Genomic DNA, 26852 nt, shown 5'->3' with positions numbered 1-26852 from the left:
CTCACTGGTGGAGACTCTCTGTGATCAGAAACTTTGCACAGCTGGACCTAGACGATAACCTACTGTCGGCCATCGAAGAAATGGGCTATGAACGTCCAACTCAAGTACAGGCAATGGCAATTCCTGCCGCACTAGACGGTCGTGATATCTTGGCGTCTGCGCCAACGGGCACCGGCAAAACTGCGGCATTTGTGATCCCTGCGCTGCAATACTTGCAGGACTTCCCTCGCCGTAAACCAGGACCTGCACGGATTCTGATCCTGACCCCAACTCGTGAGCTTGCAATGCAAGTGGCTGATCAAGCCCAAAAGCTTGCCAAAAACACGAATCTGAACATCTTTACCATCACTGGTGGTGTTGAGTATCAAGAGCACGCAAACATCCTTTCAACCACACAAGATATCGTGGTTGCAACACCGGGTCGTTTGATGGAATACATCAACGCAGAGCGCTTTGATTGTCGTGCAATCGAATGGCTGATCCTAGATGAAGCTGACCGTATGCTTGATCTCGGCTTTGCACCCACTGTTGACCGTCTGTCGAACGAGTGTCGCTGGCGTAAACAGTCAATGCTCTTCTCAGCCACACTTGAAGGTCGCGGTGTAGAAGGCTTTACTGCGGATCTATTAAAAGACCCAGCAGAAGTAAACGCCGAGCCTTCTCGTCGTGAACGCAAGAAAATCACTCAATGGTATCACCGCTGTGACAACGCAGAGCACAAGCTAGAGATCCTTAAGCATCTACTTAGCACCGAAGAGACCGAACGCTCTATCATCTTCGTCAAGACGCGTGAGCGCCTTGCAGAGCTTCGTGGCTACCTTGAAAGTCAACAACTGCCGTGTGCATGGATTCAAGGGGAAATGCCTCAAGATCGCCGTAACAATGCGATCCGTCGTTTCCGTGAAGGTGAAGTGGGTGTGCTGCTAGCAACTGACGTTGCTGCACGTGGTATCGATGTGCCTGATATTAGCCACGTGATCAACTTTGATATGCCTCGTACTGCGGACGTATACCTTCACCGTATCGGTCGTACAGCTCGTGCTGGTAAAAAAGGTAATGCGGTTTCATTAGTCGAAATGCACGACCAACCGATGATCGATCGCGTCATGCGTTACACCAAAGACGAGATCAAAGAGCGCTTCATTGATGGCCTGCGTCCTAAGCACAAGAAACCTGTGTTTAAGAAAAAGAACAAGAAAAAAGAAGCCGCTAAAAAGGCAAAAACCAAGCCTAAGAAAGCCAAGAAAAAATAGAAAAATGGCCTAGCTCGAAGAGCTAGGCCATTTTTATTTCAATTCAATTTTATTGCTCTTCACGCTTGAAGACATACTCTGTTGCGGTCGATTCCGTTGGTTCAAAGTAGTATCCTGCCACATCAAATTTGGTCAGGTCTTCCAACTTCTCAATGCGGTTTTGAATGATGTAACGAGCCATCATGCCTCGTGCCTTTTTCGCATAGAAGCTGATCACCTTGTACTGACCATTTTTGCAATCCTTGAATACTGGCGTAATGATAGTGCCATCGACACTCTTTGCTTTCACTGACTTAAAGTACTCGTTTGAAGCTAAATTGATCAGTACATTATCACCCTGTGCATTCAGCGCTTGATTAACCTTATCCGTCACAATATTGCCCCAGAACTGATACAAATTGGTACCACGCTCATTGGCAAGTCTTGTGCCCATTTCAAGGCGGTAAGGTTGCATCAAGTCTAGGGGTTTAAGTAAGCCATACAACCCAGATAGCATGCGTAAATGCTCTTGAGCGTAATCAAAGTCTTGCTCAGAAAATGTCTCAGCTTCCAGTCCGGTGTATACATCGCCTTTAAAAGCCAAGATCGCTTGGCGGGCATTTTGCTGAGTAAATTGCTCTGACCACTCTTCAAAGCGCACTGCATTGAGGGTGGCAATTTTATCACTGACTTTCATTAAACTTGAGATATCTGCTGGCGTTAGCTTACGACATACCTCAATCAATTCCGCACTGTGCTCCACCAGCTCAGGTTGAGTGAATTTTTCCGTTGCGAGTGGGGACTCGTAATCTAAGGTTTTTGCTGGGGAAACCAGAATTAGCATCGTTTGACTCTCTCAGTATTTGTTTTTATGTCGATAGGATATAAAAAAAGCCGCGCTGAGTCAGCACGGCTTTTCAAATCGTTGTAATAGGCTTAAACGATTACTTTTTGTCTTGGTTGTACCAAATGCCTTCTTCAAGCTGAGATTTCAGCTCTGGGTAGTCATTAGCATCAAACGTTGGCACCTTACCTTCATCAAGCTGACGGTTGTAATCCTTCGCCAGCTTCACCACGATACCCGACAATAGGATAATGGCTACAAGGTTAACAATCGCCATCAAACCCATTGAGACGTCAGCAAGGCCCCATACCGTCGGCATCGCTGCCACTGAACCAAACAGTACCATGCCAAGCACAATAATACGGAACAGGTTCACACCCGCTTTCTTGTTGTGACCAATGAAAATCAAGTTGGTCTCAGCGTACGAGTAGTTAGCAATGATCGAAGTAAAGGCGAAGAAGAAAATCGCAACAGCAACAAAGATGCCACCCCAATCACCTACCTGGCTGCTCAGAGCGCGCTGAGTCAGTTCGATACCCGTGATCTCGCCGTGAGGTACGTATTCACCTGACATTAGGATAATTGCAACGGTTGCAGAACAGATCACGATAGTATCCATAAACACACCCAGCATCTGTACATAACCTTGTGATGCAGGGTGCGGAGGATAAGGCGTTGCTGATGCCGCAGCGTTTGGCGCAGAACCCATACCCGCTTCATTCGAGAACAGACCACGCTTGATACCGTTGATCATCGCTTGTGCAATCGCATAACCAAGGCCACCAGCAGCCGCTTCTTGCAGGCCAAATGCGCTCTTAAAGATAAGAGAGATAACTTCTGGCACCTTATCTAGGTTCATTAGCATCACAAAGATAGCCAATGCTAGGTACGCCAGAGCCATTACTGGCACAATCAGCTCAGCAGTACGCGCAATCTTACGTAGGCCACCAAAGATAATAAAGGCAGATAGAACCACAAGAGCGCTGCCCATGTACATCGGCTCAACACCAAATGCGGTTTGCATTGCGCCTGCGATAGAGTTGGCTTGAACAGCATTGAATACCAAACCAAATGCGATGATAAGGAATATAGAGAATAGGATGCCCATCCAGCGCATACCCAGACCTTTTTCCATGTAGTAAGCTGGGCCACCACGGTAGTTACCATCGCTGTCTTTAGTCTTATATAGCTGTGCTAGGGTGCTTTCAGCAAACGATGTTGCCATACCCAACATAGCGATCAGCCACATCCAGAAGATAGCACCTGGGCCACCTGCGGTGAGCGCTACAGCTACACCAGCCATATTACCCGTGCCAACACGTGCCGCAAGCGAGGTACATAAAGCTTGGAAAGAAGAAATACCTGCTTTGTCGGCTTTACGGCTATTTTTCAATACCGTAAACATGTGGCCGAAATGGCGGAACTGGATGAACCCCAGACGAACGGTAAAGTAGATACCTACACCTACCAATAAATAAACTAGAATCGACCCCCAAAGTAGGTCGTTCATTAAATTGATTAGATCTGTCACTTGAACCTCACACAGAGTTTATGACACGGCAGCACTCAACTGGGTGCACCTAAAATTCTCGATAGCTGACCATTTGATGGCACTAACGGAGCTTTGTCGTCGTTTGCAAATCAATCGCCGAAAGGCGTTATCGTTATTTTGACGGCGGGGATAATGCAGAGGACAGCGTCAAAAATCAATATGCCACAAATTGAGTACACCTAGTGATATCGACTGCAATTGCAGCAAGTGTTAACAGTTATAACAATGACAAATAAATAAATTCAAAATAAACAGTCGAAACTTATTAACACAAAAGCACAAGATTGAAGCAAGAGTCATCAATTCGACCTTATTTCCCCCCATCCTTTGCCCGCTCTGGCGTGCTGAGAATCTGCTGTTGCACACTATTTCAACTGAACACTGTTCACTAAAAAGAAGCGTTTGCAGCACAGCAGCAACACCTCAACATCACGGAAACGTTTGCGATTTAACAAAATCCTTGGATAACTATAGCGGCAAAAAAAAATTTGTTTGCTTATTTTTTATACAGCACAACCACCCAAAAATTGTGAATTAGGCATTGAATCTCCATAAAAGCTTCATCTAAGCGAAACAAATGAGAAATATGTCATAGATATGCTCAGCGCAACTATGTTACTAAAAAGGCTCACACGGAGTCCGATAACATCAATAACAAGCGAGGTCGCATATGGAAGGCTTTCAACTCGATGATATCTATTCAATGGATGCTCAACCGGTACGTGCAACATCAACACGGAGTAAACCTGTTAAGCGTAAATGGCGTGAAATAGAAGCCATTAAAGACAGACAGCGTCTGCAAAGAGAACTGATGGAAATGGATATCGGTCAGGATCTGAGTTTAGACGATATAGACTTATAATCATTACAGGCGCCATTCGTGGCGCCTGTTTTCATTTGTTTTCCGGGTTTATACCTGTTCGGTATCCACCTGACGAACACGCTCGGCCAACTGTTTGTAGCGATCGGCAATTGTGTCGCCAAACAGGGGATCGTCTTCTTCTGCATGCCATTTGCTTTCAACGTATTGCCAGTCTTCGGTGGTAAACACGTCGGCAATTTTTGGCAGGATTTGCTGCTCCTCTAGTTCTAGGTGCTGTTTTTGCTTGGCAATGAATTCTTCGAGCTTTTGAATAAAAATATCCTGCGGCACCACAGCATCTTGCAAGATCATCTCTATGGTATCGAGAAACTCATGAGTTAGATTGGCCAGATCACCATGATCCGCTTCTAGGTTAGCAACTTCTGCGGCATCGGGGTATTTCTCTAAGTAGTAAAGATAGAGGATATCTTCTTTAGGGTGGTGGGTGCGTTCAGAGTGATTGCATAAGTAATCTACAACCTCTTTAACCAATGAGTAATTGATCGGCTCTTCATTTTTGAGCGCATTGAGCTTTTTGCGTAGTATCGCCAACAGTCGCATCATGTAGCCATGCTCGCGGCGTATCCTTTCTAACATCATAGCTTCCTTCCTTATTATATTTAGCCTGACGCAGGTTTACGCCACTATCACCACACAAGAAAGTGCAGCGCAGTTTGCAAACCTGTATCAGACAACATAGCTCAGAAGCGATTTTGGCACATTGACCTTGATTAATTATTCACCAACTAGCGTTTTGGCTGCCAATCAATTGGAGTCTTATTCATTTGGCTAAGCAGTTGGTTGGTTTGAGAAAAGTGCTTACAACCAAAGAAGCCACGTCGAGCAGATAGCGGAGATGGATGCGGAGCCTCCAAGACATGGTGCTTGTCACGGTCGATGATTCGACCTTTTTTCTGAGCATGAGCTCCCCAAAGCAAGAACACTATCTTTTCGTTATGCTGATTTAGCACTTCGATGATTTTATCGGTGAATGTCTCCCAGCCAATTTTAGCGTGGGAGTGTGCACAGCCTTGTTCAACCGTTAGTACTGTGTTTAAAAGCAACACTCCCTGATCGGCCCAACTTTGCAAATATCCATGGTCGGGGATCTCAAAGCCGGGAATGTCCGTTGCAAGCTCTTTATACATATTGACCAAAGATGGAGGTGTTTTTACTCCGGGTAACACAGAAAAACACAAACCGTGGGCTTGGTTAGGACCGTGGTAAGGGTCTTGGCCCAAGATCACCACTTTGACTTGACTTAACTCGGTGCTATCAAATGCATTGAACACATCAGATTGTGGGGGAAAAATCACCTTTCCACTATCACGCTGGTTTTGGACAAACTCAAGGGTTTGCTGGAAGTAAGGGTGCTGCTGCTCTTGGGAGATAACGTCTTGCCAAGACAAGGAAATGGACATGGATGCTCCGATAACTAGATAACCAAGGATGTCGAAGCCATATTGTAGCGAACTTTATATTGAAACAAAGCACCAGAGCACACTCAATGTTGCCTGGGAAGTTCCCAGACAAACCATTGAGAGCAGATTAGGTTACTGCTGCTTTTGCGGGGTACGCCAATGACCACGTCCCTGAATGTGACGGTTAGGAATTGGCATGAAACGAGGTTGAACATAAACTTTGCTGACCATAATAGCCTCCTAATGGTTTTCAATTCTGCTGCTAAGCTGCCAATGCAACATTGCACAATGTAACCAATGAAAGTTTGATGCCAACTTTGTGAACTTACGCTTAAATCCCTACTTTTTCTTGGGTTTCATTTGACCATTTTTTCAACATGGTTATTTCTTGTGGCCAAAGATCGGGTTCAATTGTCTCTAAGATCAATGGGATACGGTCGAAACGACGATCTTTAGCAATGAACTCAAAACAGGATAAACCGATATGACCTTTGCCGAGTGCATGATGACGATCCACCCTAGAAGACAATTCTGTTTTTGAATCATTAAGATGCATTGCCCTTAAATAGTGCATGCCAACGATGCGATCGAACTCATCAAAGGTTTCTCGGCAAGCATCTTCACTACTAAGATCGTAACCTGCGGCAAAAGTATGACAGGTATCAATGCATACCCCGACGCGAGATTTGTCCTCAACTAGCTCAATGATCTCGGCTAAGTGCTCAAAGCGCCAACCTAAATTTGTCCCCTGACCCGCAGTATTCTCAATCACGGCGATCACATCTGGCACTGCTCGGTGAGCGATATTAATTGATTCAGCTATAGTGGCTAGGCACACTTCTTCACTGATCTTCTTCAAGTGACTTCCTGGATGGAAGTTGAGCAGAGTCAGTCCCAACTGCTGACAGCGCTCCATCTCATCAATAAACGCCGCTCGAGATTTCTCCAGCTTTTCAGCTTCTGGAGCTCCAAGATTTATCAGATAGGAGTCGTGAGGCAAAATCTGCTCTGGGGAAAAGCCCAACATTTTGCAGTTGGCTTTGAAAGCAGAAATCGTCTTCGCTTCGAGCGGCTTTGCCTGCCACTGACGCTGATTCTTAGTAAAAAGAGCAAACGCAGTTGCCCCAATTTCACGAGCGCGCAGTGGCGCTTGGTCGACGCCACCAGCCGCTGATACATGGGCACCAATAAACTTCATATTTATCCTGTAACTTGTTTCTGTAACCACTTACAAGGGGCTACCAATAAGCAATAACTTACGTTATCAAAAGCGTTAGTAAAGTTAATATTTGTAGTAAAATTACAACATTTATCACTTTAAAATATTTTTTATAGTATCAAATATTTTGTACTTACATTGTTTTTAAAGGGTTTATTGATTTAACACAAACTATTCACCGTAAAAAAGTTGCGGTTTTTAGTTGTAATTTGACTCAAATCAAGATTATTATATTGGACATACGCTAAATCATTAGCAGCTCAACAAGAATTAAAAAATTTACATTAATTAGTTATATAACCACGCAAGTGGACTAGGAGAAAGTCATGATCCAAGGTATCCAAATCACTAAAGCAGCTAACGACGATCTACTAAACTCTATCTGGATTCTAGATACAGAGAAAAACGAAGCTCGCTGTGTTGCTGCTGCTAACGGTTACGAAGCTGACCAAGTTGTTTCAGCTGCAGACCTAGGTGAATACGAAAGCCGTGAAGTAGCTATCGAAACAGCTGCTAAAATCGAAGGCGGTCAACACCTAAACGTTAACGTTCTTAAGCGTGAAACTCTAGAAGATGCAGTTAAGCACCCAGAAGAGTACCCACAGCTTACTATCCGTGTTTCAGGCTACGCTGTACGTTTCAACTCTCTAACTCCAGAGCAGCAGCGCGACGTTATCGCACGTACTTTTACTGACTCTCTATAATTTTTAGAGAACAGGAATTTTAAAAACGGCGCTCGATTGAGCGCCGTTTTTTTATTTCGGTTAAGGGAAAGTCGGGAAACGGACGCCATTGGCTAACGGAAGATGGCAATAACTAACACTGGAAACACCGCTTGCCGTTTACCGTATCCCGCTTACCGAATAATCATAAAAAAGGCCGCCACTATCGACGACCTTCCCATCCAACTCTAACTCTTACTGCACTGAGCGCAATACTGCTTTGAGTTGCTCAAAGTCTGCGTTGAGATCTTGTGATAGAAGCTCCATTGCAGCGTGTTTTGCCAATGGACCTGGTAGCTCGATGTCGCTGCCTAGAATCTCATCCACCACTTCTTTGAACTTCGCTGGGTGCGCTGTACATAGGAATAGGCCGGTTTCACCGTCTTGAAGCTGCTGGTCAAGAACTCGGTATGCAATCGCACCGTGCGGCTCACACAAGTAATCTAACTCATTTAGTTCACGTACCGCTTGAGCACTTTGCTCATCCGTCACCGCACCTTTACCTAGTGTATCAAGCCCCCAACCTTTGCGTTGGCACAACTCTTCAATGCGTGGCCAGTTATTTGGCTGGCTCACATCCATTGCATTCGACGTTGTTGCTATGGTCGGTTTTGGTGACCACTCACCCGTTTCTAGGTAACGTGGTACTGTATCGTTAACGTTGGTTGCTGCAATAAAGCGTTTGATTGGTAAGCCTAGCGCTTTTGCCAGCAGACCTGCCGTCAAATTACCGAAGTTACCACTTGGTACTGATACCACTAGGTTCTCACGCTCTTGCTTAGAGAGCTGAGATGCAGCCTCAAAGTAGTAACAGATCTGAGCCATCAAACGACTGATATTGATTGAGTTGGCTGAGTTAAGGCCAATTTCTTGACGAAGCTCTGCATCATCAAATGCTTGTTTCACCAATGCCTGACAGTCATCAAAGTCGCCATCAATGGCTACTGTGTGAATGTTTTTGCCTAGGGTACAGAAAAGTTTCTCTTGCAGCGGGCTGATCTTACCTTTCGGGTACAAGATCACCACATTGATGTTTTCCATGCCGTAGAACGCGTGAGCAACAGCTGCGCCCGTATCACCTGAAGTCGCAGTCAAGATAGTGATTTTCCCACCATCAGATACTGCGGCAAGTGATTGCGCCATAAAGCGTCCACCAAAGTCTTTAAACGCAAGCGTTGGGCCGTGGAACAGCTCAAGTGCGTAAACGCCCTCTTTTACTTTGTTGATTGGCGCAGGGAATTGAAATGCATTGCCAACCAGCTCTGCCACTTTCTCTTCAGACAGCTCTTCACCAATCAGCGCTGAAAGGATCTTTGCTGAACGAGGGACTAGAGGCTCATCTAGCAGCGCATCGACGTCCTCAAGCTGAGGCAGTTCTGACGGAAAAAATAGACCTTGATTACGGCCTAGTCCTTGGCGCACGGCTTGGCCAAAAGAGACTTGTTGATCTTGTTCTTTGATGTTGTAAAGCTTCATAGCTCACTTCCTGTTACTTTTGAGCCTTGCTTGTCTAGACGACAAACATGGACGAATCCTTCTTCATTTTGCACATAATTTTGCTCAAGCCAGCGAGCCACTCGCTCAGCGACATCCTTTTGATTGCAGACGCTAAACAGTGTTGGACCACTACCTGAGATACCCGTCGCCAGTGCACCCGCAGAAGCGGCATAGGCTCTAGCATCAGCAAAACCAGGCAGCAGTTTCTCACGATATGGTTCGGCAATCACGTCTTTGATCATTTTTGCCGCAAGTTCCGGCTGACCAGAGTGACTTGCATGAATAAAGCCTGCCAAATGGCGGCCATGAGCAATGATATCTTGTCGACGGTATTGAGATGGTAGGATCTCTCGCGCTTCAGCGGTAGAGACTTTGATTCCTGGGTAAGCCATTACCCAATACCAATCGTCAAAACTTGGTACTGACTGGCTGATGTGGCCCAGCTCTTCGAGCATAAGCTGCACACCACCTAGGTAACAAGGTGCAACGTTGTCATAGTGGATGCCGCCAGAGATTTGACCTTCCATCTCCCCCATTAACGCCAAGAGTTCCATTTCATTGAGTGGATTGTCGTGAAACTGATTAAGCGCATCCAATGCCGCAACGATAGAACACGCACTTGAACCCAATCCAGAGCCAATTGGCATGTTCTTCTCAAGCGTCATGGCAAGGGGCTTAAGCTCAACCCCTTTCTTATCTAGCTCTCGAGCAAAAACTTTCCAGCAATCGTAAACAATGTTCTCTTTCGGGTTTTGCGGCAGTTTAGCCACAAAGTCACCTGATGTTGAAAGAGAAAATGCTTGGTCGCTCGCTTCTACTTTCACTCGGTCACCCAACAGCGTGCCATCAATTGGGGACACTGCCGCCCCCAAGACATCAAAACCAACACTCACGTTTCCGATAGACGCCGGAGCGTAAACAACAACACTCATGCTTAAACTCCTAATTTCCAACCAAGGGTACGCATCACATCAGCAAATACACCTGCAGCCGTTACTTCTGTACCTGCGCCATAGCCACGCAATACAAGTGGGATTGGTTGGTAGTATCGGCTGTAGAATGCCAAGGCATTTTCACCATCTTTGATTTTGTACATTGGGTCATTTTCATCAACCGCAGCGATAGCGACTTTACACTTGCCATCGTTGATCTCACCAACATAACGCAACACTTTGCCTTCCGCTTTCGCCTCTGCTGCAAGTTTAGAGAAATACTCATCGGCTTCAGGCAGACGTTGCATAAACTCTTCCACGGTTCCTGAGTCATCAAAACCTGGTGGCAGTGCTGGCTCAACAACGACATCATCCAGTTCCAAATCAAAACCAGCTTCTCGAGCAAGGATCAATAGCTTACGAGCGACATCCATGCCAGAAAGATCGTCACGAGGATCTGGCTCGGTAAAGCCATTATCATTGGCCACATTGGTCGCTTGGCTTAGTGTCATACCTTCGTCCAATTTGCCGAAGATGTAAGAGAGTGAGCCTGACAAAATACCGTTAAATTTCTCAAGTTCGTCACCCGCAGAAATTAGGTTTTGCAGGTTTTCGATCACAGGAAGACCTGCGCCAACTGTTGTTTCATACATCAATTTACGACGAGAAGAGCGTGCGACATTACGCAGTTGGTGGTAGTAAGTCATGCTTGCAGTGTTAGCTTTCTTGTTCGGTGTTACGACGTGGAAGCCAGCCCCTAGGAAATCAGCGTATTGCGCAGCAATTGCATCGCTTGACGTACAATCAACCAGTACCGGGTTAATGATGTGGTTACGCTGCACCAATGCAATCAGCTGCGGCAAGCTGAAGCTATCTGTAGCGTTTGCCATGCGATCGCGCCAATGTTCAAGTGGCAGACCTTGGCTATCGAGTAGCATGCCTTTACTGTTAGCCAAACCACACACTCGTAGCATGATGCCTTTGTCTGCCAGTTTTTGTTGCTGACGGTAGATTTGGTCGACAAGTTCACCACCAACACCGCCAACGCCCACCACAAATACATCTAGGAAGTGCTTAGAATTAAATAGGTTTTCGTGACATGCTTTGATGGCTTCAGAAATTTTATCTTCTGGGATCACCGCTGAAATAGCGCGCTCAGAAGAACCCTGTGCAATCGCCACGATGTTAACATTCACTTCAGCCAGCGATGAGAAGAACTGAGATGCTACGCCGCGAGAAGTACGCATACCATCACCGACCAAGGTGACGATCGCTACATCATCCATGAACTCCACTTCTTCTAGTAAGCCATCTTTAAGCTCTAGCTCGAACGCTTCATCTAATGCACTTTGCGCCTTTGCTTTGTCTGCTGCTTCGATACAGAAGCTAATGCTGTACTCCGAAGAAGACTGAGTGATAAGAACGATAGAAACACCTGCAGCTGACATCGAACCAAACACACGGCTTGCCATGCCAACCATGCCTTTCATGCCAGGGCCTGAAACGTTCACCATAGTTAGGTTACTTAGCGTCGTGATACCTTTGATAGCAAGATTATCTTCACCAGTATCTTGACCGATCAGAGTGCCTTGACCTTGTGGGTTGAAGCTATTTTTGATCAAGCAAGGGATATGAAATTGAGCAATTGGGGCGATAGTTTTTGGATGCAGTACAGAGGCACCAAAGTAAGAAAGCTCCATTGCTTCTTGGTAGCTGAGTGATTTCAGCAAGCGAGCATCGTCTACCAGTCGAGGGTCACAGTTATATACCCCGTCAACATCTGTCCAGATCTCACAACACTCTGCACGTAGACACGCTGCTAATACTGCGGCTGAGTAATCTGAACCATTGCGACCTAAAGTGACCAATTCGCCTTGCTCATTACCTGCTGTAAAGCCCGGCATGATATGCACAGTCTGTTTGGCTAAAGGTTCAGCTTGGAAGTTTGCGGTAGAGCGGTCAACATCGACCATGGCTTCAAGGTGGTTGCCTTCAGCGACTAAATACTTCACTGGATCAATAAGATCTGCCGCCTGCCCTTTCGCTTCAAGTACCGCTTTCATCAGTTGAATCGACACTCGCTCGCCTTTACTGATGATGCGTGCATTAACGTGGTCAGGCACCATTCCCAGAAGAGAGATCCCGTGAACAAACTGGCGCAATTGAGAAATAGAACTGGTTAACTGATTATTGAAACCAGCACCATCAAGGTTAGGTACTTGCTTAAGTACTTCATCATACAAACCTTGTAGTGATTCTTGCAGTTCATTAATTTGTAGTTCGGCTTCTCCATTGCGCAAGGCACCTTCTATAACCGACACCAACTTATTGGTTGTCTTGCCCGGTGCTGATAGCACCACGGCGATCTCATCTTGCTTTGCATTGTTGGCAATGATGTCCGCCGCTCTTAAAAAACGATCTGCATCTGCTAACGATGAGCCTCCAAACTTTAATACTCGCATCCCTTCCTCCGGTATTTAAAAACTGCATAAAAAAAGGCCTGTATCTCTGGGGATACAGGCCTTTTTTTGAAATTTCTTTCGCTTACCAGCCCGCCCCAACAATTGTGTCGGTAATAATAATGGTGGTGGTTGTGGTAAGACGATTTTGCATCATATATTAATTGTGTTGCATCTTGTGTGTTTGCCTACCTCTACGTTTACCGACTTTACGTAACTGAGTCAACCTAAAAGTGACAAAAATTGCATTTACAAGCCATATTTAACCACAGATTTTACAACTAGGATCTGTGACCTCATTATCATATTGTGCGCCAAAGATCGAATCGTCCCAGACAGCAACTAGCGACAACTCTATCAATAAGATATTAAAAATCGGACAGATTTTGTGGTTAATCTAAGCAACAAGATGAAAAAAAGATCTACAATTAGTGAGAAAGATCCCAGATAAATTCGGGTAAAGATAAAAAGATCGAACCTTGAGGGAACTTCCGCTATATTCTGTAATAGATTCACGACTCAAGGAGGCAGCATGAAAAAAGTACTACTCGCAAGCCTTCTTGTGCTGCCCGCAATATCCGTTGCTGGCCCATTAGATCTCCTACCAAAGAGTGAGCCAACCGAGAGCGCCCACAAATTTTTCATGTCCACCTACAACAGTACCCAGAGCCAAGGGGAAAGCTTTGATGTGTGGAATATCGAAAGTGGTTACGCATATAACGTGTTTGGCGATGTCGATTTGTACATTGCGACCAGTATGAGTAACAGTCAAAGCAACCAAAACAATGGCTTTCTAAGTGGCGTAAGTTACCAGTTTAATGATCGTATTACTGTCAACAGTGGTTTGAGAGCACAGGTCAATAAAGATATTGATGCCAATGAGCAAGATAAGAAACTATCAGCAGAAGTATCGAGTCGAGTGAAGTTGTCAGATAATATTGATTTGCGTGCCACCCTTGATGTTGAAGAGTGGCAGCAAGGTATTGAAGTCGGATTAGGCTTTAGCTTCTAAAAGCTGTTTTGACAGCAGCACCCCATTCCAATCCCCATAGATGTAATCGCCTGGTTGAATCATCTGACCTTGAATGGTCAGACCGATGTTCACTTCACCAAGATCTCTTTTCTCGGTTTTAAATGGGCAAGCACTGATGGCTTTGATGCCAATATCCATTTGCGACATCGCAGCAACATCTCGTACAGCTCCCCAGACGATAACCCCTTCCCATTGGTTTTCAATCGCAAGAATCGCCAATTGATCTCCCAATAGCGCTCGTTGAGTCGAGCCATTTCCATCCACTACAAGTACTTTTCCTTTACCATTTTGGCCAAGCATTTCACGAACTTTAGAATTGTCATGAAAACAGCGCACAGTCACTATCTCTCCCCAAAATGCGGTTCTCTCACCGAAGTTTTGCAATGGTAGGTCTAGTAACGTGACTTGCTCAGGGTACTGATCACATAGATCTGGCAGTAAGTCTTGCATGTTTCCTCCTTGGATTTTTCTTTTGATTGCTCGACAATCATTACGAGCAATAAGCTAAGTGAATTAGTTGTCTATTTTTCCTTTTCTAACTTTTTGATCAAACGGCCCTAAATTGAGACGTTCGTCACAGCATGAGATCAACCATAGTTGGCCATTTTCTACGTAATAGAGGGCATTTTGATCAAACTCTTGTGCCAGTTTTAACCCATTTTGTAGTGATATTTCTACACAAAAACTCGGTTCTACCCAGAGCTTTTCGGCATCACCAACCTCTAGTTGTATAAAATTTTCGTTGTTAATTTGCTCTCTTAGCTGATTATTTCGCTGATAATTGATTTCTTCTGAAGCCTTGATGCTTCTAGGGTTACAGGCTGTTATCACCACAAATCGCTCAAATGTTATCGGTTTGTCAGTGAAGAAAACGATTGCCTGATATGCACGCCAAAGCGACGCTGAAATTTCCATCATAAATATTCACTAAATCGATAATTTACTATCTATTCTAGTTAGTTTTCATCTATTGATGTAAATCAACAAAGTGGACAGAAGTGCATTTCAGCCATTGTTAGCAAGCTGTTAACAATATAGAATTGCTAACAATTGATGGCAGAAAAGAACATCTCAAAGCACAGAGGTCAGAGCCAGTTATCATATAGGCTCCCACGGACGGCGTACCATTTATAGGGAGTGTTTTTTTGATACGCATCGACTATTATCATTAACACTTTTCCTATGTGTTATTTTTTTTGCCTAAAATCTATTTAGTTAAACAGTTTAGTTACAATTTAGGTACCGCCAATGCAAACCCCACAAATCCTTATCGTTGAAGATGAGCAAGTAACACGCAATACGCTAAAAAGCATTTTCGAAGCTGAAGGATACGCTGTTTTCGAAGCAAGCGACGGTGAAGAAATGCACCAGCTGCTTGAGCAAAACCAAGTAAACTTGGTGATCATGGATATCAACCTACCAGGCAAAAATGGCCTGCTGCTGGCTCGTGAACTGCGTGAACAAGCGAATGTTGCGCTAATGTTCCTAACCGGCCGCGACAACGAAGTTGATAAGATCCTAGGTCTAGAAATCGGCGCTGATGACTACATCACCAAGCCATTCAACCCACGTGAGCTAACTATCCGTGCTCGCAACCTGCTAAACCGCTCAATGAGCACAGGTGCGGTTCAAGAAGAGAAGCGCAGTGTTGAAAGCTACAAATTCAACGGTTGGGAGCTAGACATCAACAGCCGCTCTCTAGTGAGCCCTGGTGGTGAGAGCTACAAGCTACCACGTTCTGAATTCCGTGCCCTGCTTCACTTCTGTGAAAACCCAGGCAAGATCCAAACTCGTGCCGATCTGCTGAAGAAGATGACTGGTCGTGAGCTTAAGCCACATGACCGTACTGTTGACGTAACGATTCGTCGTATCCGTAAGCACTTTGAATCTATCGCTGATACACCAGAAATCATCGCAACGATTCACGGTGAAGGCTACCGCTTCTGTGGTGACCTAGAAGAGTAATCTTCTCATCGCGTTATCTGAACAACTAAAAAGCCCAGCAAAAAAATGCTGGGCTTTTTATCATCTGGTGTAAAGCTAGGGCGTGTTGACCTTTCGAGGTCATTTTTGCAGCGTTTGTCAGCTCTTTATCCAAGGCAGCACATATGCCGTATAGTCATTCTATACAAATATGTGATAACGCAGGAGAAAGGGCTGACAAACACTGCCCGGAGGGTTCATCTAGATGGCTCCTGCGCTGCGTCATTCGTCTCTCACATAGAATGACTATGCTACGTTCCTTATTCCTTGCTCAGAACCCATCTAGATTGAACAAAATTTGGCATCGAAAGGTCAACACGCCCTAGTAAGCGACGTCTACCTTCACATTGCGTTCGATTAACCATTGAGTTTGACCGTCATGATTAAGCTCTAGCGCAACATCAACGCTCTTGTCACTGTCAATGTTCATTCCGGTATTTAATGCAACTTCCCATTGCTGCTCAGAGTGCGTGCGCAGTTCAAAATCACTAGTTGAGATGATTTGCGTAGTGTCTCCTTGACGAAGCACTACTTGACTCACCGCCAGATCTGCTGGCAACTCTTGTTGTGTCACGATATAAAGTGCAGCGTTAAGGGTAAATTCTCGGTCTTGTGCCGCCGATGGCATCATATTGATCCATAAGCTGCTGTTTAGCTCTAGTGTTGCTTGAGCAAAAGACACCTGTTGATCAGCCCCCCAAGGTGCTTGGGTATCTACCTGTGAAGTCGCACAACCCGCCAACAATGCAGCGCCTAGTAAGATTGCCGCTTTCATACTAATCCCCTTTATAATCATTCAACCATTGTTTTAGTATACGGATATCGTGTTGATACCCATTTTTGATCTCTTCCACCCAATCGTTGATGTTTTCCCACCAAGCTGGGTGTTCTGGTGACTGCGCCTTTTGAGCAACACCTTGTATGTGCTTCAAACCAATCGAACCTGCCGCCCCTTTGATCTTGTGCGCTTCAGAGACAATACCGTCTTGATCTTTAGCCACCATATTAGAGTCAAGCACCTTGATGTACTCGGGCATCGCTTGCTCAAACATCTCGATACTCTGCATGACAGGATCTGGTCCAACGATATCCACATACGACTCTAACATTTCTAAATCTAGGATGCGCGCAGTAACCTCGCGGTTCGACTCTTTAACCGCCTTGACTGGCTTATCGGTTTGAGGCTCGTTTTTAATTGGACTGTTTGTCAATGCTAGGGCGGTTTTCACCCCTTTAACCGATAAAGGTTTGCTAATGGCGTCATCCATTCCTCCTTCACGGTACTCTTGCTTATCTTTCAAGGTATTCGCTGTCAGTGCCACCAATGGTGGTAAGTCCTGGTAGTTGTCTCTGAAATGCTTAGCAACGTCAAAGCCTGTCATATCCGGCAGCTGAATATCAAGTAAGACAAGGTCATATTGTTCTGGTGAGAACTTTTCTATCGCCTCGTTACCACTCATAGCCACATCCACCTGATGACCTAGGCTCTCTAACAAAGAACGGGCAACGGTGACATTGAGTTCAATGTCTTCCACCATAAAAATGCGCATCGATGGCATATCGATACTGACTTGCTTTGGTTGCTCAGTTTCAATCTCGGCCAGTGGCACACTGATGGTCACTGTAAAGGTACTACCAAAGCCCTCTTCACTGGACACTTCAATATCACCACCCATCATGTTGATGAGCTGCCTTGAAACCGCAAGCCCAATACCAGTACCGACGGCGTGCAAATTGTCTTTACCTGATTTCACTTGATAATACATGGCAAAAATCTTATCGAGTTCTTTTTCCGGAATCCCGATACCGGTATCTTCAACTTCGATACAGATATTGGCCAACGCACCTTCTACGTCGGCGCTAATGCTCATCACTACCCCGCCTTCTTTAGTGAACTTCATGGCGTTACTGATAAGATTCCATAGCACTTGGCGAAGGCGAGTGGCATCGACTTCAATACCTGCAGGCAAATCGCTCAGGCGCTCTAAATCAAAGCGCAGCCCTTTTTGCACCGCCATCAAACTGGCAATGCTATCAATTTCGGCAACAAATTCTTTAAAATCTAGTGGCTTAGGCAGGAGTTCGAGTTTGCGGCGGTCGAACTTATCCATGTCGATAATATCGTTGAAGATATTGCCAAGACTGACTGCACTGACATTGATGGTTTGCAAGTATTGACGCTGCTCTTCATCGAGCCGTGTATCCAGTAGCATCCGACTTAGGCCAACAATGCCGTTAAGTGGTGTTCTTAGTTCATGGCTGATGGTGGAGATAAAGGTGGTCTTATCCTGGCTGGCCTTTTCCAACGCATCTTGATACTTCTTGCGCTCTGTAATGTCACGACCAAAGCCCACTAAGCCAAGGTGTTTACCGTCTTTACTGTAGAATGGCACTTTGCGCAGCTCAAAATAGGCTTTCTTGCCATCTGGATACTCTAACCACTGCTCGTAGGTCAATGAGTGGTTACCTTCAATAACCTGTCGGTCGGTATCGACGATCTGTTCGGCGACTTCTTTGCTGTATACATCCCAAGGAGTCAAACCCACCAGCTCTTTCTCATGTTTACCGGTTAAGTTTTCCATCGCTCGGTTACAGCCGGAGAACTCCCCTTTTTCATTGCGGTAATAAATCAGATCTGGAGAGGCGTCGATAAAAGAGCGCAGCAGCACAGTACGGTCAGCCAACTCAACTTGAGTACGTTCACGCTGATAAACCTCATTCTCGAGATCTTTAAGCACCTCTTCTCTCGCCTCTTCTGCCCGCTGACGTTCATCAATTTCGAGATTTAGCTGCGCAATGTTGTTCTGAAGTTGGAAGTTAAGCTCTTGGTCACGTGAGCGCATGTCTTTGAGCTTAGCAACAAGCTTAGACAAGCGTTGACGAGACTCTTCGAGTTGATCAACCACCACAGACAAGAAATAAACGGCCCAAGGGGTGATCAATAGACCAAAAAAGACCGAGCGAATGATATCAATATCATCCACTCGCCCCTGCAATGCCAAGGTGATTCCGACTTGGACAAAAACAGCCAGCGCCACCAGCGCTAAAGCTAACAGAATTGAGAAACGTACAATGCCCAATTTGACCAACAGGTCGACATAATACTGCGCCAGTTTTTTCATCGGCTGCATAGAAGGCTCCAACTAAGGTGATTAACCGCATTGTAACGACTGAGAGCGAGAGGTGCGTGTCGTCGCTTCACAAGTCACTAAATGATTGGGAATAAAAGTAATTGCTTGAGGGGAGATAGATACAGGGGAAATGGGGGGAAGGCAAATGAAATAGCTCGGGAAGCGGGAAGCGGGAAGCGGGAAGCGGGAAGCGGGAAGCGGGAAGCGGCATTAGAACAACCAAGTCGTATCTCAAGTGTAAATGTCACGCTTTTCCTATGCCGTTTCCCGATTACCGATTACCGATTATTCAACACCGGTAACGTATACTCGAACTCATCTCCCAGCGCCACGCCCTGCGCACCGCTGGCATCCAGTGCACGGCCGATATCGGTCATCGCTGCCCAGCGATTTTCGCACCAGAGAGGAGAGAGCAAAGTCGGTCGGCGAGCAGAGGCTGTTACTCGGTGGTAAACCACATCACTTGGGGTGTGCTGAATGATCTTGGTTGCGGCTTCTACGTAAGCTTGCAGTTCTGGTGCTTCCATACGTCCTGCCTGCCAAGCTTTAGCCATGGTACTGCCTTGCACGATGTGCAGCGGATGCAGCTTGATACCATCGGTGCCAACGTCCACGACCTTATTAATGGTATCCATGTAGTCGTCTTGCCCTTCGCCCGGTAATCCCAAGATCAAATGAGTACAAACTTTCAAACCCAGTGCTCGTGCTCGACGGGTAATTTCGGCGTAGCATTCAAAATCATGACCACGGTTGATTCGCTTAAGGGTTTGGTTATTTGCCGTCTGCAAACCAAGCTCTAACCAGATCTCGTAGCCCTGATTTTTATAATCCGTAAGCAGTTCCAACACCTCATCAGGCACACAGTCAGGGCGTGTGCCAACACACAAACCAACAATATCCGCCTGTTTTGTTGCCTCTTCATACATTTTCTTAAGCACTTGCACCTCAGCATAAGTGCTAGTGTAGGCTTGAAAATAAGCGAAATATTTCTTCGCTCGAGCGATTTCTCCCGCTCGGTCAGTTAACTGCTCAGTAATAGATTTCACTTGCGCTTGTTCATCGGCAAAAGAAGCCACGTTGCAAAATGTACAACCACCACGGCCAATCGTGCCATCTCGGTTAGGGCAACTAAAACCACCATGAAGTGTCAATTTATGCACTTTTTCTCCATAGCGACGTTGTAGATCCTGCCCAAGGGTGTTGACCAGTTGATGTAGTTGTTTCATTGCAAATAACCTAGTTGAGAGCCACTCTCATTTATGAAATAAAATTACAGCTTTCTAAAAGAAAACTCCAAATTCTATCGAACGGCCACCGGTTAAATACTGGGCGAAGTCAATAAACATGCAAAATTTGGCGGTGAAAATGCCTTAGTTAGCAGTTTGTTGCGCTAAGTATGCGAAAGGGTAATCAGTTTTTAATCAATTAGAGTCACTTTTCGTTGGAATTTAGCTAGCCAAAACTGTAGGATGGTTTCACTTGCCCCTAAAATATCGAGCGATTTATCGACGGTATAGGCGGCAAAAATCGGGCAATTTTCCACACCTACCAACATAAAAAGCCACCCATAAAGGCTTAAATGTGGAATTACGCCAAGGAAATGTTTTCTTCGCATACTTTTTCCTGCGAAGGGCAGAAAGGACTCCCGCCAGCAAAAACAACACTAATGCTGGATGTGATTTCAAATAATTTAGGACAGGGCTGGCAGTCACACACAGATTGTCGCCTGAAATAACTGGAAGGATGTATCTATGGTAGATAAAGATCAGGCATCACGAGGTCTGTATACTCCTGAACTGGAGCATGACGCTTGTGGTATCGGTTTTGTCGCTCATCTGAAAAACCGCAAATCTCACGACGTAGTGACGCAAGCACTGGACATGCTAGCGCGTATGGAACACCGTGGCGGTCAAGGCTGTGATCCATGTAGTGGTGACGGCGCAGGTATTTTGCTGCAGAAACCGCACGAGTTCTTACTCGAAGAGACGGTAAAACTAGGCATTAAATTGCCTTCATTTGAGAAATATGGTGTTGGTGTTGTTCTTTTCCCTAAAGATGAGTACAAACGTCAGCAATGCCGTGACATTCTAGAGCGCAATGCTAAGCGCCTTGAGTTGGACGTACTGGGTTATCGTGTCCTACCTGTTGACAACTCAATGATCGGTGAAGACCCACTTAGCACTGAGCCTCAATTCGAGCACGTATTTATCTCAGCAGGCCCAGGAGTATCTCCTGAGGAGCTAGAGCGTAAGCTATACGTACTACGTAACTACACGGTTCGTGTATGTCTAGAAAGCATTTCTAACATTGGTGATGATTTCTACATCAACTCAATGTCATACAAGACCCTGGTTTACAAAGGTCAGCTGACAACCGAGCAAGTACCTCAGTACTTCCTCGACCTGCAAAACCCAACCATGGTGACAGCGCTTGCACTTGTGCACTCACGCTTCTCTACCAATACATTCCCGAAATGGCGTCTGGCGCAGCCTTTCCGTTACATTGCGCACAACGGCGAGATCAACACCGTTCGCGGTAACTTGAACTGGATGAAAGCGCGTGAAGCGATCATCGAGTCAGAGCTATTTACCCAAACTGAAATCGACATGCTGCTTCCTATCTGTCAGGAAGGTAGCTCGGATTCATCTAACTTCGATATGGCGCTTGAGCTACTAGTATTATCTGGTCGCACGCTGCCACATGCATTGATGATGATGATCCCTGAAGCATGGCAAGAAAACAAAAACATGGACCCAACACGTCGTGCGTTCTATCAGTACCACGCTAACGTAATGGAACCATGGGATGGCCCTGCATCTGTATGTTTCACCGACGGTGTACAAGTGGGGGCAACGCTAGACCGTAACGGTCTACGTCCATCTCGCTACACAGTGACGAAAGATGATTTCCTAGTCATGGCGTCAGAGTCTGGTGTTGTTGAAATTGAGCCTGAGAATGTTGAATTCCGTGGCCGTCTACAACCAGGTCGTATCTTTGTTGCTGACCTTGAGCAAGGCCGCATCATCTCTGATGAAGAAGTGAAAAACAGCATTGCATCAGCGCAACCTTACGAGCAGTGGGTGAAAGACAACCTACTTAGCTTGAAAAAACTGCCAGATGCGAGCAACGAATTTAGCCAACCGTCTCCAGAGAAACTACTGCACAAACAACAAGCGTTCGGTGTCAGCTCTGAAGAAGTGAACGAAATCATCGTTCCTATGGCGAAAGATGGTAAAGAACCTCTTTCAGCGATGGGTGCTGACTGGCCACTAGCGATCCTATCGCACCAGTCACAACACCTTTCGAACTACTTTAAGCAGCTATTTGCTCAGGTAACTAACCCGCCGATCGACCCGATCCGTGAGCGTATGGTTATGTCTCTGAACACTTACCTAGGCAAGGATCAGAACCTACTGGCTGAATCGCCAGAGCACTGTCAAAAAGTAGAGCTTGAATCACCGGTTCTTTCTAACTCTGAGCTGGAAAAACTGCGTGCGATTGATAATGAGCACCTTCAAGCGAAGACGCTAGACATCGTATTCCAAGCTAATGAAGATGAAGGCAAACTAGAGCGTGCACTGAAACGTATCTGTCAGTACGCTGAAGATGCCGTGGTTGATGGTTACTCAATCATTCTTCTGACGGACCGTGCTGTAAACTCTAACCACGCTGCTATCCCAGCTATGCTGGCCGTTGGCGCCGTTCACCACCACTTAATCCGCAAAGGTCTACGTGCTAAGTGTGACATCGTGGTAGAAACAGGCGACGCACGTGAAACGCATCACTTCGCAACCCTAGTGGGTTACGGTGCAAACGCAGTTAACCCATACCTAGTGATTGAAACTATGGTGGATTTGCAGCGCACTAAGAAGCTAGATCCTGAAGCGAGCATTTCAGAGCTATTTGATAACTACCGTAAGGCAATCAATGGCGGCCTACTGAAGATCTTCTCTAAGATGGGTATCTCTACACTGCAGTCATACCACGGTGCTCAAATCTTTGAAGCTCTAGGTATCAGCAAGTCAGTGGTTGATAAGTACTTTACTGGCACAGTTTCTCGTATCGAAGGTCTAACCATCGACGATATCGCAAAAGAAGTGCTTGTGCGTCATCGCATTGGTTTCCCTACTCGTGAAATCCCAGTTCAGATCCTAGATGTGGGTGGTGTTTACCAGTGGAAACAGCGTGGTGAAAAACACCTATTCAACCCAGAAACTATCTCGCTACTGCAGCAGTCTACTCGCAATAAAGACTACGCTCAGTTCAAGCAATACGCATCTGCGGTTGATCAACAAGGCGATAACGCAGCGACACTACGTAGCCAGCTAGATTTCGTTAAGAACCCAGCAGGTTCGGTTCCACTTGAAGAAGTTGAGCCAATTGAAAGCATCCTGAAACGCTTTGCAACCGGTGCAATGTCCTTCGGCTCTATCTCTTACGAAGCGCACTCTACCCTTGCGGTAGCAATGAACCGTATCGGAGCGAAATCGAACTCAGGTGAAGGTGGTGAAGACCCAGCACGTTTCGAACGTAAAGAGAACGGTGACTGGGAACGCTCAGCTATCAAACAGGTAGCATCTGGTCGTTTCGGCGTAACTTCGTACTACCTAACCAACTCTGATGAAATTCAGATCAAGATGGCACAAGGTGCGAAACCAGGTGAAGGTGGTCAGCTACCAGGTGATAAAGTTGATGACTGGATCGGTGCAACGCGTCACTCGACTCCAGGCGTTGGTCTAATCTCGCCACCACCACACCATGACATCTACTCAATCGAAGATTTGGCGCAGCTGATCTACGACTTGAAGAACGCTAACCGTGACGGCCGTGTAAACGTCAAGCTAGTGTCTGAAGCAGGTGTAGGTACTATCGCCTCAGGTGTTGCAAAAGCGAAAGCAGACGTTGTGCTTATTGCAGGCTTTGACGGTGGTACAGGTGCATCGCCTATGTCTTCTATCCGCCACACTGGTCTTCCTTGGGAGCTAGGTTTGGCTGAAACTCACCAGACGCTACTGAAAAACGGTCTACGTAACCGTATCGTGGTTCAGTCTGATGGTCAGATGAAGACCCCTCGTGACCTTGCTGTGGCAACACTGCTAGGTGCAGAAGAATGGGGCGTAGCAACTGCAGCACTTGTGGTTGAAGGCTGTATCATGATGCGTAAGTGTCACAAGAACACCTGTCCTGTGGGTATCGCAACTCAGAACAAGACCCTACGTGAGCGCTTCGATGGCCGCGTAGAAGACGTAGTGACTTTCTTCCAGTACATGGCAGAAGGCCTGCGTGAAATCATGGCTGAACTAGGTTTCCGCACCATCGATGAGATGGTTGGTCAATCTAAGAAGCTAAAAGTTCGTGAAGATATTGGTCACTGGAAGTACAAAAACCTAGATCTATCACCAGTTCTGCATATCGAGAAAGCACGTGCAGAAGATGGTGAGTACAACCAAACTGAGCAAAACCACAACCTAGAAGAAGTTCTGGACCGTAAGCTGATTCAAGCGGCGATCCCAGCACTAGAGAAAGGTGAAGCGGTTAACGCCGAGTTCCCAATCATCAACACCGACCGCTCGGCAGGTACTATGCTGTCGAACGAAATCTCGAAAGTTTACAAAGACCAAGGTCTACCTCAACCGATGAACGTTAAGTTTAACGGTAGTGCGGGTCAATCCTTCGGTGCTTTCCTTGCTAAGGGCGTGAAGTTCGAAGTAGAAGGCGATGCGAACGACTACTGGGGCAAAGGTCTGTCTGGCGGTACGCTAGTACTTTACCCAGATGCGAAATCGACCATTGTTGCTGAAGACAACATCGTTGTGGGTAACGTATGTTTCTACGGTGCAACGTCAGGTGAATCTTACATTCGCGGTATGGCGGGTGAACGTTTCTGTGTACGTAACTCTGGTGCGAAAGTCGTTGTTGAAGGCGTGGGTGACCACGGCTGTGAATACATGACTGGTGGTATTGCCGTTATCCTAGGTTCTACAGGACGTAACTTTGCTGCGGGTATGAGTGGTGGTACTGCTTACGTTTGGGATAAAGATGGTGACTTTGAAACCAAGCTAAACCCTGAACTGGTTGACCTAGACCCAATTGAAGATGAAGACAAAGCACTGCTACAAGAGATGCTAACCAAGCATATCGAGTTTACTGGTAGTACGGTAGCGAAGGAGTTTGTTGCAAACTTTGATGCGAACCTAGCGCAATTGGTGAAAGTCATGCCACGAGACTACAAAGCTGTACTTCAAAAGCGTAAAGCTGAAGCACAACAGGCGAAAATCAAGGAAGAGATGGAGGCCGTATAATGGGTAAGCCTACTGGATTTTTAGAGCACGGTCGTGAATTGCCACGCAAATTAGACCCTAGTGTTCGTATTCAAAACAACAAAGAGTTTGTTCTTAACGAAGAGTTCGGAAGCAAAATCAATACTCAGGCTTCTCGTTGTATGGATTGTGGTGTGCCGTTTTGTCATAACGGCTGCCCAATTGGCAACATCATCCCTGAGTTTAACGATGCGGTTTACCGTGACAGCTGGGAAGAGGCTTGGAACATTCTAAGCACAACCAACAATTTCCCAGAGTTTACTGGCCGTGTTTGTCCAGCACCTTGTGAAAGTGCATGTGTATTGGGGATTAACCAAGACCCAATCACCATCTGTAACATTGAGAAAACCATCGTAGAAACAGCGTACCGTGAAGGGTACGCTAAACCGAAAACACCTCGTTCTCGCACAGGTAAAACTGTCGCCATCATTGGTTCAGGCCCTGCAGGTCTAGCGGCAGCAGAGCAGCTAAACAGTGCGGGTCATACTGTGACAGTATATGAGCGTGACGAAAAAGTCGGTGGCCTACTACGTTTTGGTATCCCTGACTTCAAGCTCAGCATGGAAGTGATTGATCGCAAGATCGACCTTATGGAACGTGCGGGTGTTAAGTTTGTCGTTAATGCGCACATTGGTGTTGATGTTAATGCAGCACAGTTGCGCCAAGAGCATGACGTTGTGCTTCTCACTGGTGGTTCTACTGTGCCTCGCGATCTGCCTGTTCCAGGCCGTGAGTTCAAGGGTGTTCATTTTGCAATGGATTTCCTAGGCCAAAACAACCGCCGTGCCAATAACATGGATCTTAAAGCTGAAGAGATTCATGCCAAAGATAAGCATGTTGTAGTTATCGGTGGTGGTGATACAGGTTCGGATTGTGTTGGTACTTCTAACCGTCATGGCGCAGCAAGCATCACTCAAGTAGAGATCATGCCAATCCCACCAGAAAAGCGCCCAGCGAACATGCCTTGGCCGCAATACCCAATGATCATGAAGACAACCACTTCTCACGAAGAAGGTTGTGAACGTCATTGGAACATCCTGACGAAAGAATTCATCGGTAACGATGCAGGCCAAGTAACTGGCTTACGTATTGCTGACATCGTATGGCAAGACGCTAAACCAGGTGAACGTCCGGGCTTTGAAGAAGTTGCAGGCAGTGAACGTGTTATCCCATGTGATATGGCGTTCCTAGCGATGGGCTTCCTTCACCCAGAACCAACTGGTGTACTTGCACAGCTAGACATCAAACTTGATGAGCGTGGTAACGTAGCGACTGAAGGTTTCCAGACCAACCAGAAAGGTGTATTTGCTGCTGGCGATATGCGTACTGGTCAGTCTCTAGTAGTTCGCTGTATCAACGAAGGCCGTGAGTGTGCACGTGCGGTTGACGACTTCTTAATGGGTAATACCAACCTAGAAGCCAAAGCTGACTCATTAATGCTGTCAGCTTGATGAATACTCGCCTTGAGAGAGGCGAGATATAACTTTCCTTCCTAATTGGCCTGCAAGCTGTCCTTTGCAGGCCTTTTTTGGTTAATGAGAACGGGAAAGGGGGAAACGGACACCTGCGGCTAACGGTAAACGGTAAGAGACAGAGCCAACCGGATCTTCCAGTTTACCGATTACCGTTTACCGACCCTCAACAC

General features: G+C 46.1%; 21 protein-coding genes and 1 other annotated feature. Of the genes, 7 read left to right on the top strand and 14 right to left on the bottom strand.

What is annotated here, in order from left to right; all coding sequences use genetic code 11:
• Positions 1–20: 20 nt before the first annotated feature.
• Entirely contained in the window at positions 21–1253 is a 1233-nt protein-coding gene (gene srmB, locus J4N39_RS02595) for an ATP-dependent RNA helicase SrmB (protein WP_252021649.1), read from the top strand.
• 49 nt (positions 1254–1302) lie between these two features.
• On the opposite strand, the gene yaaA is transcribed toward srmB, so the two are convergent.
• A complete protein-coding gene (gene yaaA, locus J4N39_RS02590; protein ID WP_252021647.1) occupies positions 1303–2076 on the bottom strand; it encodes a peroxide stress protein YaaA in 774 nt (257 codons plus the stop codon).
• A 100-nt stretch (positions 2077–2176) separates the two neighbouring features.
• Complete coding sequence (locus tag J4N39_RS02585; RefSeq protein ID WP_252021646.1) at positions 2177–3607, bottom strand: alanine/glycine:cation symporter family protein; 1431 nt, start codon at positions 3605–3607, stop codon at positions 2177–2179.
• Positions 3608–4298: 691 nt separating this feature from the next.
• On the opposite strand from J4N39_RS02585, the gene J4N39_RS02580 reads away from it, so the two are divergent.
• Positions 4299–4490, top strand: a complete 192-nt coding sequence (locus J4N39_RS02580; protein WP_252021644.1) for a DUF3545 family protein — start codon at positions 4299–4301, stop codon at positions 4488–4490.
• A gap of 48 nt (positions 4491–4538) precedes the next feature.
• On the opposite strand, the gene J4N39_RS02575 is transcribed toward J4N39_RS02580, so the two are convergent.
• The 3 genes from J4N39_RS02575 to nfo form a co-directional block, all read right to left on the bottom strand.
• Positions 4539–5090, bottom strand: a complete 552-nt coding sequence (locus J4N39_RS02575; protein ID WP_252021642.1) for a hemerythrin domain-containing protein — start codon at positions 5088–5090, stop codon at positions 4539–4541.
• A 146-nt stretch (positions 5091–5236) separates the two neighbouring features.
• Entirely contained in the window at positions 5237–5911 is a 675-nt protein-coding gene (ung, locus tag J4N39_RS02570; RefSeq protein ID WP_252021640.1) for a uracil-DNA glycosylase, read from the bottom strand.
• A 331-nt stretch (positions 5912–6242) separates the two neighbouring features.
• Positions 6243–7109: a deoxyribonuclease IV gene (gene nfo / locus J4N39_RS02565; protein ID WP_252021638.1), complete on the bottom strand. Its 867-nt coding sequence runs from the start codon at positions 7107–7109 to the stop codon at positions 6243–6245.
• A 347-nt stretch (positions 7110–7456) separates the two neighbouring features.
• Between nfo and grcA the strand changes: the two genes are divergently transcribed.
• Positions 7457–7834: an autonomous glycyl radical cofactor GrcA gene (gene grcA, locus J4N39_RS02560; protein WP_252021636.1), complete on the top strand. Its 378-nt coding sequence runs from the start codon at positions 7457–7459 to the stop codon at positions 7832–7834.
• A 213-nt stretch (positions 7835–8047) separates the two neighbouring features.
• Here the strand turns inward: grcA and thrC are convergent, their stop codons facing one another.
• From thrC to thrA, 3 genes are read right to left on the bottom strand one after another with little or no spacing between them, the layout of a single operon-like run.
• Positions 8048–9328 (bottom strand): threonine synthase, encoded by a 1281-nt coding sequence (thrC, locus tag J4N39_RS02555; protein WP_252021634.1) that lies wholly within the window; start codon positions 9326–9328, stop codon positions 8048–8050.
• Positions 9325–10281: a homoserine kinase gene (gene thrB, locus J4N39_RS02550; RefSeq protein WP_252021632.1), complete on the bottom strand. Its 957-nt coding sequence runs from the start codon at positions 10279–10281 to the stop codon at positions 9325–9327. Before thrB ends, thrC begins: the two co-directional genes overlap by 4 nt.
• Before the next feature lie 2 nt (positions 10282–10283).
• Positions 10284–12743 carry a bifunctional aspartate kinase/homoserine dehydrogenase I gene (gene thrA, locus J4N39_RS02545; protein ID WP_252021631.1) on the bottom strand — a complete coding sequence of 820 codons (2460 nt, stop codon included), beginning with the start codon at positions 12741–12743 and terminating at the stop codon, positions 10284–10286.
• 27 nt (positions 12744–12770) lie between these two features.
• Positions 12771–12887 (bottom strand) — a sequence feature (Thr leader region).
• Between the two features lie 385 nt (positions 12888–13272).
• On the opposite strand from thrA, the gene J4N39_RS02540 reads away from it, so the two are divergent.
• Entirely contained in the window at positions 13273–13752 is a 480-nt protein-coding gene (locus J4N39_RS02540; protein ID WP_252021629.1) for a ribonuclease regulator, read from the top strand.
• Here J4N39_RS02540 and J4N39_RS02535 read toward each other — a convergent pair.
• Positions 13735–14223, bottom strand: coding sequence for a putative 4-hydroxy-4-methyl-2-oxoglutarate aldolase (locus J4N39_RS02535; protein WP_252021627.1), 489 nt, complete (start codon positions 14221–14223; stop codon positions 13735–13737). The two genes, J4N39_RS02540 and J4N39_RS02535, sit on opposite strands and share 18 nt — an antisense overlap.
• 63 nt (positions 14224–14286) lie before the next feature.
• Positions 14287–14691, bottom strand: a complete 405-nt coding sequence (locus tag J4N39_RS02530) for a DUF3293 domain-containing protein (protein WP_252021625.1) — start codon at positions 14689–14691, stop codon at positions 14287–14289.
• 330 nt (positions 14692–15021) lie between these two features.
• Between J4N39_RS02530 and arcA the strand changes: the two genes are divergently transcribed.
• Complete coding sequence (gene arcA / locus J4N39_RS02525) at positions 15022–15738, top strand: two-component system response regulator ArcA (RefSeq protein WP_252021624.1); 717 nt, start codon at positions 15022–15024, stop codon at positions 15736–15738.
• A gap of 340 nt (positions 15739–16078) precedes the next feature.
• On the opposite strand, the gene J4N39_RS02520 is transcribed toward arcA, so the two are convergent.
• From J4N39_RS02520 to J4N39_RS02505, 4 genes are all read right to left on the bottom strand, one after another.
• Entirely contained in the window at positions 16079–16531 is a 453-nt protein-coding gene (locus J4N39_RS02520) for a hypothetical protein (RefSeq protein ID WP_252021622.1), read from the bottom strand.
• 1 nt (position 16532) lies between these two features.
• Positions 16533–18887 (bottom strand): aerobic respiration two-component sensor histidine kinase ArcB, encoded by a 2355-nt coding sequence (gene arcB / locus J4N39_RS02515; protein WP_252021620.1) that lies wholly within the window; start codon positions 18885–18887, stop codon positions 16533–16535.
• Positions 18888–19165: 278 nt separating this feature from the next.
• Entirely contained in the window at positions 19166–20113 is a 948-nt protein-coding gene (mnmL, locus tag J4N39_RS02510) for a tRNA modification radical SAM protein MnmL/YtqA (protein WP_252021618.1), read from the bottom strand.
• 191 nt (positions 20114–20304) lie between these two features.
• Complete coding sequence (locus J4N39_RS02505) at positions 20305–20502, bottom strand: hypothetical protein (RefSeq protein WP_252021616.1); 198 nt, start codon at positions 20500–20502, stop codon at positions 20305–20307.
• 136 nt (positions 20503–20638) lie between these two features.
• Here J4N39_RS02505 and gltB point away from each other — a divergent pair, with 136 nt between their 5' ends.
• A complete protein-coding gene (gltB, locus tag J4N39_RS02500; protein ID WP_252021614.1) occupies positions 20639–25189 on the top strand; it encodes a glutamate synthase large subunit in 4551 nt (1516 codons plus the stop codon).
• Positions 25189–26658 (top strand): glutamate synthase subunit beta, encoded by a 1470-nt coding sequence (locus J4N39_RS02495; RefSeq protein ID WP_252021612.1) that lies wholly within the window; start codon positions 25189–25191, stop codon positions 26656–26658. The genes gltB and J4N39_RS02495 overlap by 1 nt, the downstream gene beginning before the upstream one ends.
• The last annotated feature ends 194 nt before the right edge of the window (positions 26659–26852 follow it).

Origin of the sequence: Vibrio sp. SCSIO 43136, from assembly GCF_023716565.1 — a bacterium.
Lineage (GTDB): Bacteria > Pseudomonadota > Gammaproteobacteria > Enterobacterales > Vibrionaceae > Vibrio.
This window is presented reverse-complemented; position numbering and strand designations above follow the sequence as displayed.

Excerpts from the sequence above, each read along its gene's own strand:
- J4N39_RS02505 (WP_252021616.1), bottom strand. The coding sequence starts at position 20,502 with ATGCGAAGAAAACATTTCCTTGGCGTAATTCCACATTTAAGCCTTTAT.
- gltB (WP_252021614.1), top strand. The coding sequence starts at position 20,639 with ATGGTAGATAAAGATCAGGCATCACGAGGTCTGTATACTCCTGAACTG.
- yaaA (WP_252021647.1), bottom strand. The coding sequence starts at position 2,076 with ATGCTAATTCTGGTTTCCCCAGCAAAAACCTTAGATTACGAGTCCCCA.
- thrB (WP_252021632.1), bottom strand. The coding sequence starts at position 10,281 with ATGAGTGTTGTTGTTTACGCTCCGGCGTCTATCGGAAACGTGAGTGTT.
- arcA (WP_252021624.1), top strand. The coding sequence starts at position 15,022 with ATGCAAACCCCACAAATCCTTATCGTTGAAGATGAGCAAGTAACACGC.
- ung (WP_252021640.1), bottom strand. The coding sequence starts at position 5,911 with ATGTCCATTTCCTTGTCTTGGCAAGACGTTATCTCCCAAGAGCAGCAG.
- J4N39_RS02520 (WP_252021622.1), bottom strand. The coding sequence starts at position 16,531 with ATGAAAGCGGCAATCTTACTAGGCGCTGCATTGTTGGCGGGTTGTGCG.
- J4N39_RS02575 (WP_252021642.1), bottom strand. The coding sequence starts at position 5,090 with ATGATGTTAGAAAGGATACGCCGCGAGCATGGCTACATGATGCGACTG.
- grcA (WP_252021636.1), top strand. The coding sequence starts at position 7,457 with ATGATCCAAGGTATCCAAATCACTAAAGCAGCTAACGACGATCTACTA.
- nfo (WP_252021638.1), bottom strand. The coding sequence starts at position 7,109 with ATGAAGTTTATTGGTGCCCATGTATCAGCGGCTGGTGGCGTCGACCAA.
- thrA (WP_252021631.1), bottom strand. The coding sequence starts at position 12,743 with ATGCGAGTATTAAAGTTTGGAGGCTCATCGTTAGCAGATGCAGATCGT.
- J4N39_RS02495 (WP_252021612.1), top strand. The coding sequence starts at position 25,189 with ATGGGTAAGCCTACTGGATTTTTAGAGCACGGTCGTGAATTGCCACGC.
- mnmL (WP_252021618.1), bottom strand. The coding sequence starts at position 20,113 with ATGAAACAACTACATCAACTGGTCAACACCCTTGGGCAGGATCTACAA.
- J4N39_RS02535 (WP_252021627.1), bottom strand. The coding sequence starts at position 14,223 with ATGCAAGACTTACTGCCAGATCTATGTGATCAGTACCCTGAGCAAGTC.
- J4N39_RS02530 (WP_252021625.1), bottom strand. The coding sequence starts at position 14,691 with ATGATGGAAATTTCAGCGTCGCTTTGGCGTGCATATCAGGCAATCGTT.
- arcB (WP_252021620.1), bottom strand. The coding sequence starts at position 18,887 with ATGCAGCCGATGAAAAAACTGGCGCAGTATTATGTCGACCTGTTGGTC.
- J4N39_RS02580 (WP_252021644.1), top strand. The coding sequence starts at position 4,299 with ATGGAAGGCTTTCAACTCGATGATATCTATTCAATGGATGCTCAACCG.
- J4N39_RS02540 (WP_252021629.1), top strand. The coding sequence starts at position 13,273 with ATGAAAAAAGTACTACTCGCAAGCCTTCTTGTGCTGCCCGCAATATCC.
- thrC (WP_252021634.1), bottom strand. The coding sequence starts at position 9,328 with ATGAAGCTTTACAACATCAAAGAACAAGATCAACAAGTCTCTTTTGGC.